The sequence below is a fragment of the Dechloromonas sp. TW-R-39-2 genome (assembly GCF_016864195.1).
Classification (GTDB): domain Bacteria; phylum Pseudomonadota; class Gammaproteobacteria; order Burkholderiales; family Rhodocyclaceae; genus Azonexus.
The window spans coordinates 3,399,402-3,413,846 of sequence record NZ_CP045202.1; the positions used below are offsets into that span (position 1 = coordinate 3,399,402).

Sequence of the window (14,445 nt, forward strand, 5' to 3'; positions counted from 1 at the left end):
GAAGCGCGCCGAGATCTTCTGCCGCTATCGGCCATTCAATGCCTTGCGCACCCGATCCGCCGCAATCACGCCACGATACTGCGCCTCTTCGAACAACGAAAAACCCGACAAATCGGCGTGCGCCAGAGCAATCCGCCGGCTGCGGAAGTCGACCAGCCGGCGACGCATTTCGCCCCACAGGCTGCCAGGCGTCGGGCGACGCATCGCGTGCCCATGACGAAAGACATCCAGCCGCGTCGTCAGCCGGCGAATCTCGGGATGAACCTGCGCCAACTCGCCGAGAATTTCACCCGCCCATTGCTCGCGCGAAGTTTCCAGCAAACGCCGACGCCCGGCAGCCGGCGTCATATCGTGCAAGGCGCGATACCAGGTCAGCACCGTCCCCACCTGATGCCGGCGTATCGCTTGATGCGTGGCGACGATATAGCCCAGGCCCGGGCTGTCGTAGAGCACGTTATCCCAGGCCAGCGGCGCGCCGTGCCGCTCTTCCGGCAGGGCGGAAAGATGCAGGTTGGCGGTCAACCAGGGGGCGTAATCAGCCGCCTGCGCCGCCGCCTTGAGCGGCTGCGGAATCGCCCCCCAGACCCGCGGCAGGACAAAGGCCGGCGCCGCCCAGATCACTTGCCGCGCTTCGTAACGCACGCTTTTTGCCCCGACCAGCACGTCGACCGCGACATGCGAGCGACTTTCCTCGATCCGCCAGGCCAGAGCGCCGGTCACGATGCGATCAACCGCCCGGCGGGCCAGGCCGCGAGCCAGCCAGGCATTGCCCTCCGGCGCGGTCAACACCGTTTCCGCCGCCGCATTGGCTGCCTCGCCGTTGCGGCAGGCAAAGTAATGCAGGCCGGCCCAGGCCGAAGTTTCGTGGTGCGCCATGCCGTAATCATCGCGACAGGCGTAATTGGCCAGCCAGTGCAGGCTGGGCGCCGTGAAGCCCTGCTCGTTCAACCACTGGCTGAAGGAAATGGCATCCAGTGCCCGCCAGGCCGGATCGCGACTCGACAGTTCCATGGGAATGGCGAACACCCGCCGCCCATCGTTACCGCGCAACGCCTTGAGCGCCTCCATGCGCGCCTGAAATGCCTGCTGCTGGGCGCGCTCGCCCGACGCCAGCCCGACATGCGGCAACAGGCCGCTTTGCCACAAACCGTGACGATAGACGCGCTCCTGCGGGGTGCCGCATAGATAGCGCTCATCGTAGATCGGCTTGCCCGCGGCTGAACGCCCTTGCTCGACACCCAGCTCGCGGAGCAATTCGCTGACGTACTCAGCCTCGCTTGACGGCAGAGGCAGGTAATGGGCGCCCCAGGGATAGGCGCTGACGGCCGATTGTCCGGCCCGCGAATTGCCGCCGGCCTCATTTTCAAGATCGAGCACGATGAAGTCGTCGACCGCAGCACGACTCAATTGCCAGGCGGCCGATAATCCTGAAATACCGCCGCCGACGATCAGGACATCCGTCCGCCGGATTTCGCCGGGCGGCGGAAAATTGCCGTCGCGCAGCCGATGAGCGAGGCTGGACGACATGCCGAGCAACTCGCCCGGCGGCAAATCGGCGGCTGGAACGCAGCCACTCAGCGCCAGCGCCCCGACCGAGCAGAGAAACTCCCGGCGGCCCGGCGCTGTTGGCGGAGAATCCTGCCTAGCCAAACTTCCGCAGGGAAAGGCTGACCGACAGCTGCGCGCCCAGCCAGCCAAGGAAGGCGCCAGCCCCGGCCATCACACCGACAGCCGAAATCCCTGGCCCGTGCAGGCTGAAGCTGCCGCCGTAGAGTGCCGCCAACTGGCTGACCGGCGCAGCGAGCAGCGCCAGGCCGCCGCTGACCAGCCCAACGGCCAGCAAGCCGCCGAACAAGCCCTGCAGCGCACCGTAATAGTAGAAAGGACGGCGGATGAAGGCATCGGTTGCACCGATCATCCGCGCCACTTCGATTTCCATCGCCTGGGCCATCACTTGCAGGCGAATCGTATTGAAAGTCACGGCTACCAGACCGGCCGCAAAAATGCCGGCCAGCATCCAGAGAACCAGCTTGCCGAGCTTGAGGAAGGCATCGAAACGCTTGACCCAGGCCGAATCGAGCTGGACATGAGCGACCCGCGGCCAGCCGGCCATTTCCTTGCGCAGGATTTCGAGCGCCTCGGGCGTGGTATTGGTCGGCTCGACGATGAAAGCATCGGGCAGCGGATTGCGCGGCAGGCTGGCGACGATCTCGGCCATCCCCTCATTCGACTTGATGCGCTTGAGCGCCTCTTCCTTCGGCACGAAACGCCATTTCCCGGTCGACGCCGCCTTGAGACGATTTTCGATTTCACCGACATCCTTGCGCGTCGCCTCAAGCTGCATGAACAGGCTGATCTGCTGCACACCGGACGCCGTATTGCCGAGATCGCGCAGATTGTCGAGCAACACGTAACCGGTGCCCGGCAAGGTCAGCGCAATGCCGATGACGAGCAGCGAAAGCAGCGTATTGAGCGGCGCCGCCAGCAAGCGACGAAAAGCCGAGGCCAGTGCGGCCTGATGCTGGGTCAACCAGGCGTTCATAGCAGCCTCCCGTGGTCCAGACGCAGGACGTTCGGGTGATAGCGCTCGACCCAGTGCGGGTCGTGCGTCGCCACCACGACGGTGACACCGACCTGATGGAAGGATTCAAAAATATCGAGGATCTCGGCCGCCGACGCAGCATCGAGATTGCCGGTCGGTTCATCGGCCAGCAGCACGGTCGGCCGATTGACCACGGCACGAGCAATCGCCAGCCGCTGTTGCTCTCCGCCGGACAAGGCGATCGGGCGGGCCTTTTCGCGTGACAGCAGGCCGACCTTGTCGAGCGCCGCCTGAGCCCGGCGAATCGACTCGCGACGCGGCAGGCCGACGATCTGCAGAGGCAGCAGCACGTTGTCGAGCACGTTGTGATCGAACAACAGTTTCTGGTCCTGGAACACCATGCCGAAATTACGCCGCAGATAGGGAATGGCGCTACGCCGCAAGGACGAAAGATTCTGGCCATTGACCACCAGGCTGCCGGAGGTTGGCCGCTCGATCGAAGCAATCAGCTTGACCAGCGTCGACTTGCCGGCGCCGGAATGGCCGGTGATGAACACCATTTCTCCGGCACTGATCCGGAAACTGACATCCTTGACGGCTTCGTAGCCGCCGGGATAACGCTTGGTCAGGTTGCTGGCGACGATCATTCGAACAGGGCGTCGACGAAATCTTTGGCCGAGAAGGGACGCAGATCGTCGATCTGCTCGCCCACCCCGATGAAGCGGATCGGCTTCGGGCACTGTCGGGCAATTGCCGCAACCACGCCGCCCTTGGCCGAGCCATCGAGCTTGGTGACGACCAGGCCGGTGACATTGATTGCCTTGTCGAACGCCTTGACCTGCTGCAGCGCGTTCTGGCCGATGTTGGCATCGAGCACCAGCAGGGTTTCGTGCGGCCCGGTCGGTTCGACCTTCTGAATGACGCGACGCACCTTGGCGATTTCTTCCATCAGGTGCAGCTGGGTCGGCAGGCGACCGGCCGTATCGGCCAACACGATATCGATGCCACGCGCCTTGGCGGCTGAAATGGCATCGAACACCACGGCGGCCGGATCACCGTTGTCCTGGGCGATGACAGTGACGTTATTGCGCTCGCCCCAGGTTTCGAGCTGTTCGCGTGCGGCGGCGCGGAAGGTATCGCCAGCGGCCAGCAAGACGCTCTTGCCCTGGTTCTGGAAATACTTGGCCAGCTTGCCGATCGAGGTTGTCTTGCCGGCACCATTGACGCCGGCAATCATGATCACGTAGGGCTTGTGGCCGCTGACATCAAGCGCCTGTTCGAGCGGTTGCAGGGTTTCGAGCAAGGCATCGGACAAGGCTTTCTGGATGGCTTCCGGGGTTTCCAGCTTGTCGCGCTTGGCGGCTTTCTTCAACTCGCCGAGCAGATGCATCGTCGCCTCGACGCCGACATCGCTCGTCAGCAGAAGCTCTTCCAGCTCCTCCAGCAGCTCGTCATCGACCTTGCCGCGCGAGAAAATCGACTTGAGCTTGCCGCCGAGCTGGGCGCGGGTCTTGGCCAGGCCCTTGAAGAGGCGTTCGCGCCATGAAGGGGCGGCATCGGGTGTGGGAGCCGCGTCAACCTTGGGGTCGGCAGCGGATTTTTTCAGGAAACTGAACATGGAGAATGGGGTCTTAAGTGACTGTGGCCGTGCTGACAGGCAGGCGGCAAGCCGTTAAGATGCCACCCGGATCGAAGCTGATTCAGCGCCCGATTTTAGCAGAAAGACCTCTTGGAAAGCCCCGCTATCCCATGCGAATGCAACAACTTATCCCCTTTTTGCTGGCCCCCTGGCTGTTGACCGCAGCCCACGCCAATCCCTACGAAACCACACTGCAGAACGGCTTGCGCATCATCGTCAAGGAAGATCGCCGCGCCCCGACTGCCGTCCAGATGGTCTGGTACCGTATCGGCAGCATGGACGAAGTTGACGGCGCCTCCGGCGTCGCCCACGTTCTCGAACACATGATGTTCAAGGGGACGCCCAGCGTCGGCCCCGGCGAATTCAACAAACGCGTCGCCGCCGCCGGCGGGCGCGACAATGCCTTCACCAGCCGCGACTACACCGCCTACTTCCAGCAGGTACCGAAGGAAAAGCTGGAGGACATGATCCAGCTCGAAGCCGACCGGATGCGCCACCTCAACGTGGACGCCAAGGAATTTACCCAGGAAATCAAGGTCGTCATGGAAGAGCGCCGCATGCGCACCGACGACAACCCACAAGCCAAGCTGTTCGAACAGATGAATGCTGTGGCGTTCCAGGCGCACCCGTATCGCCGCCCGATCATCGGCTGGATGAACGATCTGGAAACGATGACCGCGGCCGACGCCAAAGCCTGGTACGACACCTGGTACGTCCCGAACAACGCTTACGTCGTGATTACCGGCGATGTCGATCACAAGGAAATCTTTGCGCTGGCCGAGAAATACTACGGCCCGCTCGAAGGCCACGCCCTGCCGCGCAGCAAGCCGCAGATCGAACCGGCCCAGCACGGCACGCGCCGGATCAGCGTCAAGGCCCCGGCCGAACTGCCGGTACTGATCATGGGCTACAAGGCGCCGATCCTACGTGACGCCGACCGTGACAGCGAACCGTACGCGCTGGAAATGCTCAGCGCCATTCTCGACGGCCACGATGCCGCCCGTTTCAACAAGAAACTGGTGCGCGAAGACCAGGTCGCGCTGTCCGTCGGCATCGATTACGACCCGACCGCCCGCGGCCCCGGCATGCTTTACCTGCACGGCAGCCCAAGCGAAGGCAAAACGGTGGCCGACCTCGAAGCCGCGCTGCGCGACGAAATCGCCCGCGTCCAGAAAGAGGGCGTCAGCGAACCGGAACTGAAGCGCGCCAAGGCCCAGTTGCTGGCCAGCCAGGTGTACAAGCTCGACTCGATGTTTGGTCAGGCGATGGAAATCGGCCAGACCGAATCGGCCGGCATCCCGTATCAAAAAATCGACCGCATGCTCGAAAAACTGCAAAAAGTGAGCGCCGCCGAAGTGCAGGCCGTCGCCCGCAAATATTTCACCGACGACACGCTGACCGTCGGCGTACTCGATCCACAGCCGCTCGACGGCAAGCCACGTCGCCCTGGCGTCGCCACCCGTCACTAAGGCCCGGAAAATGACCATGAAAAACCTGTTGACCGCAGCATTCGCCCTGCTGGTAGCGCAGACCGCCCTGGCCGGCGTCAAGATCGAACATTGGGTATCGCCCTCCGGTGCACGGGTCTATTTTGTCGAAAGCCGTGTCCTGCCGATGCTCGATGTCCAGGTCGACTTTGCGGCCGGCTCGATGTTCGACCCAGAAGGCAAACCGGGCGTTGCCGCCCTGACTCGCAGCGGCCTCGACCTGGGTGCCGGCAAGCGCAACGAAACCGAGATCGCCGAACAACTCGCCGACATCGGCGCCAATCTCGGCGGCGGCGCCGACACCGACCGGGCCAGCATCGCCCTGCGCACGCTGTCCGCGCGGGACAAACGCGAACCGGCGCTCGACATTCTGCGCAACGTCCTGCATGCCCCGCGCTTCGAAAACGACATTTTCGAACGTGAAAAAGCCCGCACCATCGCCGGCCTGAAGGAAGCCATGACCCGTCCGGAAAGCATCGGCGGCAAGGCGTTCTGGGCGGCGATGTACCCCGGCCATCCGTACGGCCGCCAGGCCACCCCGGAGAGCATTGCCAGCCTGACGCGCGACGATCTGGCCAGCTTCCATGCCCGTTACTACAACGCCGCCAATGCCAGCATCACACTGGTCGGCGACATCTCGCGCAAGGATGCCGAGAAAATTGCCGAAGGCATCGCCGCCGGCCTGCCCAAGGGCGAAGCCGCCACCCTGCCGGCCGCCCCGGAGGCCCCGGCAGGCAGGACCGTCAAGCTGCCCCACCCGGCGACCCAGGCACATGTGTACATTGGCCTGCCTGCGGTCGAGCGCGGCAATCCGGACTATTTCCCGCTGCTCGTCGGCAATTACACCCTGGGCGGCGGCGGCTTCGTGTCGCGCCTGATGAAGGAAGTACGCGACAAGCGCGGCTTTGCCTACAGTGTCTACAGCTATTTCGCCCCGATGCGCCAGAGCGGTCCGTTCCAGATCGGGCTGCAGACCAAGCGTTCGCAAGCCGGCGAGGCTATCAAGGTGGCGCGCGACGTGCTCGATGGTTTTCTCAAGGAAGGTCCAAGCGACGAGGAACTGCTGGCCGCCAAGGCCAACCTGACCGGCAGCTTCCCGCTGCGCCTGGACAGCAACAAGAAACTGCTCGATAACGCGGCGGCAATCGGCTTCTTCGGGCTGCCGCTCGATTACCTCGATCAGTACCAGGCCAAAATCGAGGCTGTCACGGTCGACCAGATCAAAGCGGCATTTTCCCGCTACGTGCGTCCGGCCGACCTGATTACCGTGACGGTCGCCGCAGATTGAATACCGTCCGCATCATCGGCGGCCAGTGGCGCCGCCGTGTCCTGAAATTTCCGGATAGCGAAGGCTTGCGCCCAACGCCGGACCGCGTTCGCGAGACGTTATTCAACTGGCTGGGCCAGGAGCTGAATGGCGAAATCTGTCTCGACCTTTTCGCCGGCAGCGGCGCGCTCGGTTTCGAAGCCGCGTCACGCGGGGCCGGCAAAGTCGTGATGATCGAACCGATACCGCGGGTTCTTGCGGCGCTGCACGACAACGCCAGAATGATCGATGCTGAAGCCACGGTGGAGATCAAACGCGGGGATGCGCTACAATATTTGGCCTCGACGAAACACAAATTCGATCTGATCTTCCTCGATCCGCCTTACAACAAGGGCTGGATTCCTCGCCTGGAGCCTCTTTTGGCCGGCGTTGCCAAGGAAAACACCATCGTCTATGTCGAAGCAGAATACGAACTCGATGCACTGGGCGATTGGCGCACGGTGCGTCACGGCAAGGCAGGCGAAGTCCATTTTCACTTGATGCAGCGGGAAACGGCTTGAACAAACTCAATCATCGGGTAGCGATCTACCCCGGCACTTTCGACCCGATCACCCGCGGTCACGAAGACCTTGTGCGCCGCGCCGCCGGCCTCTTCGACCGCCTGATCCTGGCGATCGCCGAAAGCCCCTCGAAACAGCCGCGCTTTTCGCTGGCCGAGCGCGTCGAGATGGCCAGCGAAATCCTGTCCGACGTCCCGAACGTCGAAATCGTCGGCTTCAATACCCTGCTCATGGATTTCGTCCATGAAAAAGGCGCCAAGGTCATCGTGCGCGGCCTGCGCGCCGTGTCTGACTTTGAATACGAATTCCAGATGGCCGGCATGAACCGCAGCCTCTATCCGGAGGTCGAAACAGTATTCCTGACACCGGGAGAGCAATACATGTTCATCTCGGCCACCATGGTGCGTGAAATCGCGCGCCTGGGCGGCGATGTCAGCAAATTTGTACAACCTTGTGTCAATAAGCGCCTGCGGGCAAAAACTTCAGTTAACTGAGAGAGGAAGAACGGCTATGGCCCTTTTGATTACCGACGAGTGCATCAACTGCGACGTGTGCGAACCGGAATGCCCGAACGAGGCAATTTCCCAAGGCGAAGAAGTCTACGTCATCGATTCGAGCAAATGTACGGAGTGTGTCGGCCACTACGACGAACCGCAATGCGTCCAGGTCTGCCCGGTTGATTGCATTCCGAAGGACCCGAATGTCGTTGAAACCCAGGACATGCTGTGGGTCAAGTACGAAAAGCTCACCGGCAACAAGCGCGCCTGAGCTTGGCTGGAAACAAAAAACCCGCGAAATCCGCGGGTTTTTTATTGCCCATTTTCGGGCCTTGACTGCGGTAGACCGCAGCACAAGACTCAGGCCGCTTCCTGCCTCGCCTGAACCGGCTGCAGCAAGGCATGGAGTTGAGCCGACAGCATTTCCAGCGCATGAATCTGCTGGAGCAGGCCCTTTTCAACACTTTCCAGTTCGGCAATCCGGTCTTCCAGCGTATCAGTTGCCTGATGAATGCGCTTGATGCTTTCAAGGCGGCGCTTCAACTGGATCTGGTGCTCGCGCACCTGGGTTTCCATCGGCGCCATGATGGCGCGCAGCCAGACCTCGGCATCCTTGTTGGCCCGCTCGAAAGCGCGGCGCACCTGCACGGCGACCTCTTCGAAAAACTTCTGCGTGATGTTTTTCTTGTCATGCGTCAGCAGGCTGCGCATGGTGTTCAAATGCGTGTCGCACCAGACTTGCAGACGGTCCAGTTCCTTTTCGTAGCGCAACAGCGAGAAAGTCGTCGGCGCGCCCAGCTTGAGGCCGTGCTCGACAGCAAATTTCTTGTACACCGCTTCCATCATCGACAGGATTTCGCTGATTTCACCGTTCGAGCGTGCCAACGCCTCACGCGAACGGCTGAAAAAGCTGGCCATTGAATCCGACAGGGTTTTGGAAAACGTTGCATCGAGCATGGTTTCCCGCGTGTCGGCGGTCAACTGGCGCAAGCCGTCGAGACCGAGATGTCCGAAGAGATTGTTGGTCAGGGTCGAAAACACGCTGCGCACGGCGTAATAGCGCTGCAGCCCCGACTCGAACTCGTCTTTTTCCGAGCGGACCTTGCCCATCATGTACTCGACCACGCCCTTGTTCTTGCCACGCAACTCGGTCAGTTCGGTCAGTTGCTCGCGCAAGCCGAGCAGCCGCGAATCGAGCAGACTGCGAACGCGACGGCTGACATCGCCGAATTCGCTCTCGGTGTTGTCGCAGACAATTTCGCGCTTGGCCGGGATCAGCTCGCCGGACAAGGCCGCTTCCAGCTGCGGCAAGCGGCTGCGCTGGAGCAATGCCTCGTCGCCATTAATTTTGGCAACCAAGCCTTTCTGGGCCGAAACGGGGAAAACCTGCTCGACCGGCAATTCAAGCAGATCGGCGCAGTTATCCGCCTGCTTCTGAATCTCGGCATCGATTTCAGCCGGCGATTTCAACTCGTCCCATTGGCCGTCAATCTTGTTGAGGACCACCATGCGACCGCGCCGGGCGGTGCCGCGGTCGGCAATATGTTCGTTCCAGATCGCCATGTCCGACTGGGTCAGACCGGTATCGGCCGCCAGGATGAAAAGGACGGCGTGCGCATTGGGCAGCAGCGACAAGGTCAGTTCCGGCTCGGCGCCAATCGCGTTCAATCCCGGCGTATCGAGGATGACCAGGCCCTGCTTGAGCAGCGGATGCGGGAAGTTGATCACCGCATGGCGCCAGCGCGGCACTTCGACCAGCCCGTCGGAGCCGACGCGATACAGGTCGATTTCTCCGTCGACCGCAGCAAAGCCGAGACGCGAAGCCTCTTCCGGCGTGACACGCGTCGTTTCGCTGACATGGCGCAGGGCGTCCTGCATCGCTTCCGGCGAAGTGGTATCGAGCGGCACCTGCGTCCACTCATCGGCAAAGGCCTTGTACTCGGTAACGCTCGAATTCGAGGCGCGAGTCTGGATCGGCAGGAGCTCGATACGCGGCGAGCGCGCTTCGTCGAACAACAGTTCGGTCGGGCACATCGTTGTCCGGCCGGCCGACGAAGGCAGCATCCGGCTACCGTATTCGGCAAAGAAGATGGCGTTGATCAGCTCCGACTTGCCACGCGAAAACTCGGCCACGAAGGCGACATTGAGACGATCTTCGCGCAAGCGGTCGAGCAACTGGGCGAGACGCAGATCGGTCTGCGCATCGGACAATTCATTATGGGTCAACCAGGACTGGAACTCGACCAGTTGGGCGGAGAGGCCGGTGCGCCAGGCGGCGTAGGCAGCAAATTGCTTGGCAAGCGACATGTCGGATACCGGAGATACGTTGAGACGATTCAATCTAGCATAAAAACAGAGGCTTGCTGCCGCTAATGCTGGCAACCGGGGCAGTAAAAAGTACTGCGCCCGGCCTGGCGCACTTGCTTGACCACGCCGCCGCAACGCAAACAAGGCTCGCCAGCCCGGTCGTAAACGCCTACCTGGATCTGGAACCAGCCGCTGCTCCCGTCGCTGTGCATGTAGTTACGAATGGTGCTGCCACCCGCTGCAATGGCATCCGACAGTGTTTGGCGGATGGCCGGCACCAGCAGGCCATAGCGCGCCTTGCTGATTTTATTGGCAGCGCGTAGCGGCGAAATGCCGGCCCGGAACAGACTTTCCGACGCATAGATATTGCCGATCCCGACCACCCGGTGCGAATCCATCAGCAGCGGCTTGATCGGCCCGGAACGTTTCAAATTTGCCTGATACAGCCAGTTGACCGTGAAATCGTCCGACAAGGGCTCGATGCCCTGAATGGCCAGCAAGGGATGCTGTTCGCTCTCTTCCGGCGGGCCGGACTGCCAGAGAATCAGTCCAAAACGGCGCGGATCGGCAAACCGCAGCACATGGCGCGCCAGGACCAGCTCGAAATGATCATGTTTGACGACGGGCTGACCGTGCGCCACAAAGCGCAGGCTGCCAGACATGCCGAGATGCACCAGCAGGCTGCCCTGCACGCTGTCGCTGCGGCAATCGATCAACAGGTATTTCCCGCGCCGGCGTATGCCGACGATCCGGCAGCCCGGCAACAAGTCGCGCAACTCGACCGGAATGACATGGCGCAGCTTGGGCGAACGAATGATGACCTGCTCGATCTGCGCACCGAGTAGCTCGGGCTCCAGGCCGCGACGACAGACTTCGACTTCCGGCAATTCCGGCATTGCTTGTTCCTCCGACGATTCCCAAATAACATCGCAAACTTACAGGATTCTATGCGTTCCAATACGCATCTCCAGCCCGAAAGCGCCCCATGCCACTGAAGACCATCACCGCCGTTCTCGCCATCAGCCTGGGCCTGACCCATTCCGGCCTGCTGCTGGCGGCCGGCGAAACCCCGGCCAAGCCTGCCACCAAACGACAGGCTGCAGCGGAAGCGGGCAGCAGCTCTTCCGAAAACCTGCTGGCCAGAACGGTTTTCCAGGCGCTGGTCGGCGAATTCGCCCTGCAGCGCAACGATATCAAACTCGGCCTCGACGCCTGGGTCGATCTGGCTCGCCGGACACGCGACCCGAAAGTCATCGGCCGTGCCGCAGAAGTCGCCGGGCTGACCCGTCAGTACGACCTGGCCCTCGAACTGACCAAGATGTGGCTGGAAGTCGAGCCGGAATCGCAAGCGGCCAAACAACTGCAATCCTCGCTGCTCGTCACCGCCAACCGGCTTGACGACCTCGCTCCGCAAATCACCGCCCTGCTTGAACAGGACAAGGCCAGCCTGCCGGCCAACCTGATGCATCTGAATCGCCTGCTGGCCCGGCATAACGACAAGAAAGCCGTGCAAAAACTGGTCGACCGCGTCACGGCGCCCTACCACGGTCTGGCCGAAGCCCACTTCGCAATGGGCCAGGCAGCCTTCAATGCCGGCGACAACCTGCGGGCGCTCGGCGAAACCGAGAAAGCACTGCAACTGCGCCCGGACTGGGAAGCCGCCGCGCTGATTCGCACCCAGTTGCAGGCCCGCCAGTCACCGGCCACAGCGATCGACAGCCTGCAAGACTTCATCAAACGCTACCCGGACGCACGCGATGCCCGCCTGGCGCTCGCCCGTCTGTTGATCAGCGAAAAACAGTACGACGCCGCCCGCAGCCAGTTCGACCGTTTGATCAAGGACAACCCGGACAATCCCGAAGTGATTTACCCGGTAGCCATGCTCGCCCTGCAACAAGGCGACATCGCCACCGGCCGGGCGCAACTGGAGCGCCTGCTGCACACCGACATCAGCGACAAGAGCACGCCGCACTTCTTCCTCGGCCAGATCGAGCAGGATGAGAAAAAGCTCGATGCGGCGCTCGATCACTATCTGCAAGTCACCAGCGGCGAGCAATACATTGCCGCCCGCTCACGGGCTGCCCAGATTCTGCTGCAACAGGGAAAAAACGAAGAAGCCCGTACGCTGCTGCATGAAACGCGCGGCAGCAGCAATGCCGAACGCACCCAGCTGACGATGGCGGAAGCTCAGTTGCTGCGTGAAGCGGGACGCCACGCCGAAGCCTTCACCCTGCTCGAAACGGCCCTGAAGAACCAGCCGGACAGCCCGGAATTGCTCTATGAAAGCGCGTTGACCGCGGAACGCCTGGGCAAGCCCGAGGTTCTCGAAGCCCACCTGACCCGGCTGCTCAAGATTGCCCCGGAACACGCCCACGCGCTGAACGCACTCGGTTACTCATGGGCCGAACGCAACATCCGCCTGCCCGAAGCCCACGAACTAATTTCCCGCGCACTCAGCCTGATGCCGGAAGACCCCTTCATCATGGACAGCCTCGGCTGGGTGCTCTACCGCCAGGGCAAGCTCGGCGAAGCACTGACGACGCTGCAACGCGCCTACAGCCTGAAAGCCGACCCGGAAATTGCCGCCCACATCGGCGAATTGCTCTGGGCCATGAACCGCAAGGACGAAGCTCGTCGCCTGCTGAGCGACGCGGCGCGCCAGAACCCGGACAGCGAAGTCCTGAACGCCACCATCAAGAAACTGCTGCCTTGAAAAAAGGTGTTATCGCACTGTGCGCCAGCCTGCTGCTCGGTGCATGCGCCAGTGCGCCGCTCGCCCCCTTGCCAGCCCGCGACCAGATTCGCGACTTCGCACTTGAAGCGCGCTTCGCACTGCGCGTTACCCAGACCGGCCAGAAAGCCGAAAATGCCGGCGGTCGACTCAGCTGGGAGCACAAAAATGGCAACAACCACCTGCTGATCGCCAATCCGCTCGGCTTTACCCTGGCCGAGATCGACACCACACCCGAACTCTCCCGCCTGCAAACCGCAGATGGCAAGATTCGCACCTCGCCGGACGCTGAAGCATTGATTGAAGAAGTCACCGGCCAGCGCCTGCCGATCATCCAGCTACCGGGCTGGCTGCTCGGCCAGAATCCGGGGCCAGACACCCGCCTGGACCCGAACGGACGACCATCCCGGCGCCACGAAGCCGGCTGGACGATCGACTACACCTATGCCGACGACCATCCGGATGCCTTGCCCGAGCGCCTGATGCTGAACCGCGATGGGGAAATCGAACTGCGCCTGCGCATTGAAGAATGGAAAGTACACCCATGAATGACTGGAACTGGGACAGCCAATGGCCGGCACCGGCCAAACTCAACCTGTTCCTGCACGTCGTCGGACGACGGGCGGATGGCTATCACTTGTTGCAAACAGTTTTCCGCTTCATCGACCGGGCCGACCAGCTACGCTTCAGCCCACGCAGCGACGGCCAGATCGTGCTCACCACGCCCATCCCCGGCGTCCCGTCCGACAGCGACCTGACCGTCCGTGCCGCCCGCCTGCTGCAGCAAGCCAGCGGCTGCACTCAAGGGGCGACGATCGAACTCGACAAAAAGCTGCCGATGGGTGGCGGACTCGGCGGCGGCAGTTCCGATGCAGCCACTGTGCTGGTCGCACTCAATCACCTCTGGCAAACCGGCCTCTCGCGTCCGGTGCTGGAAAAACTGGGGCTGACGCTGGGCGCCGATGTCCCAGTGTTCGTACACGGCCGCAACACCTTCGCCGAAGGCATCGGCGAAGCTTTCACCGATGTCGAGCTGCCGGCAGCGAGCTATCTCGTCCTGCATCCTGCGGTCAACGTCCCGACGCCGGCCATTTTCGGGGCCGCCGAACTCAAACGCGACACACCGGCCATCGCACCGGGCGACTGGCGCCATGGCGATGGACACAATGATCTGCAAACGGTGGCCTGCGCAAAATTTCCTGCGGTTGCCGAACATCTCGACTGGCTTCGCCAATACGCCCCGCAAGCCATGATGACCGGCTCCGGCGCCTGCGTATTCGCCGAATTCGCCAGCCGCAGCACTGCCGAAACCGTCTTCGCCCAGCTACCGGCCGGCATGACCGGCTGGCTGGCCGAAGGACTGCCGGAACATCCATTGGCAAAAATCTGAAAAAGTAGTGGACAGCGCGAAGAAC

The 14,445-nt window shown here is 62.2% G+C and carries 14 protein-coding genes; 8 read left to right on the forward strand and 6 right to left on the reverse strand.

Annotated features, from left to right (window positions below; genetic code table 11):
- Window positions 1–24: 24 nt before the first annotated feature.
- Genes GBK02_RS16520 through ftsY form a run of 4 tightly spaced genes read right to left on the reverse strand, consistent with a single transcriptional unit; the run spans window position 25 to window position 4,160 of the window.
- Complete coding sequence (locus GBK02_RS16520; protein WP_239003089.1) at window positions 25–1,650, reverse strand: NAD(P)/FAD-dependent oxidoreductase; 1,626 nt, start codon at window positions 1,648–1,650, stop codon at window positions 25–27.
- A complete protein-coding gene (ftsX, locus tag GBK02_RS16525) occupies window positions 1,643–2,542 on the reverse strand; it encodes a permease-like cell division protein FtsX (RefSeq protein WP_203467686.1) in 900 nt (299 codons plus the stop codon). The genes GBK02_RS16520 and ftsX overlap by 8 nt, the downstream gene beginning before the upstream one ends.
- Window positions 2,539–3,189 carry a cell division ATP-binding protein FtsE gene (ftsE, locus tag GBK02_RS16530; protein WP_203467687.1) on the reverse strand — a complete coding sequence of 217 codons (651 nt, stop codon included), beginning with the start codon at window positions 3,187–3,189 and terminating at the stop codon, window positions 2,539–2,541. Before ftsE ends, ftsX begins: the two co-directional genes overlap by 4 nt.
- Window positions 3,186–4,160 (reverse strand): signal recognition particle-docking protein FtsY, encoded by a 975-nt coding sequence (ftsY, locus tag GBK02_RS16535; protein ID WP_203467688.1) that lies wholly within the window; start codon window positions 4,158–4,160, stop codon window positions 3,186–3,188. Before ftsY ends, ftsE begins: the two co-directional genes overlap by 4 nt.
- A gap of 131 nt (window positions 4,161–4,291) precedes the next feature.
- On the opposite strand from ftsY, the gene GBK02_RS16540 reads away from it, so the two are divergent.
- From GBK02_RS16540 to GBK02_RS16560, 5 genes are read left to right on the forward strand one after another with little or no spacing between them, the layout of a single operon-like run.
- Window positions 4,292–5,650 carry a pitrilysin family protein gene (locus GBK02_RS16540; protein WP_203467689.1) on the forward strand — a complete coding sequence of 453 codons (1,359 nt, stop codon included), beginning with the start codon at window positions 4,292–4,294 and terminating at the stop codon, window positions 5,648–5,650.
- Window positions 5,651–5,666: 16 nt separating this feature from the next.
- Window positions 5,667–6,956 carry a pitrilysin family protein gene (locus GBK02_RS16545; protein WP_239003091.1) on the forward strand — a complete coding sequence of 430 codons (1,290 nt, stop codon included), beginning with the start codon at window positions 5,667–5,669 and terminating at the stop codon, window positions 6,954–6,956.
- Window positions 6,953–7,495, forward strand: a complete 543-nt coding sequence (rsmD, locus tag GBK02_RS16550; RefSeq protein ID WP_203467691.1) for a 16S rRNA (guanine(966)-N(2))-methyltransferase RsmD — start codon at window positions 6,953–6,955, stop codon at window positions 7,493–7,495. The genes GBK02_RS16545 and rsmD overlap by 4 nt, the downstream gene beginning before the upstream one ends.
- On the forward strand, window positions 7,492–7,989 hold the full coding sequence (coaD, locus tag GBK02_RS16555) for a pantetheine-phosphate adenylyltransferase (protein WP_203467692.1): 498 nt from the start codon (window positions 7,492–7,494) through the stop codon (window positions 7,987–7,989). Before rsmD ends, coaD begins: the two co-directional genes overlap by 4 nt.
- 16 nt (window positions 7,990–8,005) lie before the next feature.
- Complete coding sequence (locus GBK02_RS16560) at window positions 8,006–8,263, forward strand: YfhL family 4Fe-4S dicluster ferredoxin (protein ID WP_203467693.1); 258 nt, start codon at window positions 8,006–8,008, stop codon at window positions 8,261–8,263.
- An 89-nt stretch (window positions 8,264–8,352) separates the two neighbouring features.
- Here the strand turns inward: GBK02_RS16560 and GBK02_RS16565 are convergent, their stop codons facing one another.
- Window positions 8,353–10,299, reverse strand: a complete 1,947-nt coding sequence (locus GBK02_RS16565; RefSeq protein ID WP_203467694.1) for a dynamin family protein — start codon at window positions 10,297–10,299, stop codon at window positions 8,353–8,355.
- 62 nt (window positions 10,300–10,361) lie between these two features.
- A complete protein-coding gene (gene mutM / locus GBK02_RS16570; RefSeq protein ID WP_203467695.1) occupies window positions 10,362–11,195 on the reverse strand; it encodes a bifunctional DNA-formamidopyrimidine glycosylase/DNA-(apurinic or apyrimidinic site) lyase in 834 nt (277 codons plus the stop codon).
- A gap of 89 nt (window positions 11,196–11,284) precedes the next feature.
- On the opposite strand from mutM, the gene GBK02_RS16575 reads away from it, so the two are divergent.
- From GBK02_RS16575 to ispE, 3 genes are read left to right on the forward strand one after another with little or no spacing between them, the layout of a single operon-like run.
- On the forward strand, window positions 11,285–13,012 hold the full coding sequence (locus GBK02_RS16575; protein ID WP_203467696.1) for a tetratricopeptide repeat protein: 1,728 nt from the start codon (window positions 11,285–11,287) through the stop codon (window positions 13,010–13,012).
- Entirely contained in the window at window positions 13,009–13,578 is a 570-nt protein-coding gene (lolB, locus tag GBK02_RS16580; protein ID WP_203467697.1) for a lipoprotein insertase outer membrane protein LolB, read from the forward strand. Before GBK02_RS16575 ends, lolB begins: the two co-directional genes overlap by 4 nt.
- The gene (ispE, locus tag GBK02_RS16585) at window positions 13,575–14,420 is read left to right on the forward strand and encodes a 4-(cytidine 5'-diphospho)-2-C-methyl-D-erythritol kinase (protein ID WP_203467698.1); all 846 of its coding nucleotides are present in this window, start codon (window positions 13,575–13,577) and stop codon (window positions 14,418–14,420) included. Before lolB ends, ispE begins: the two co-directional genes overlap by 4 nt.
- Window positions 14,421–14,445: the final 25 nt, after the last annotated feature.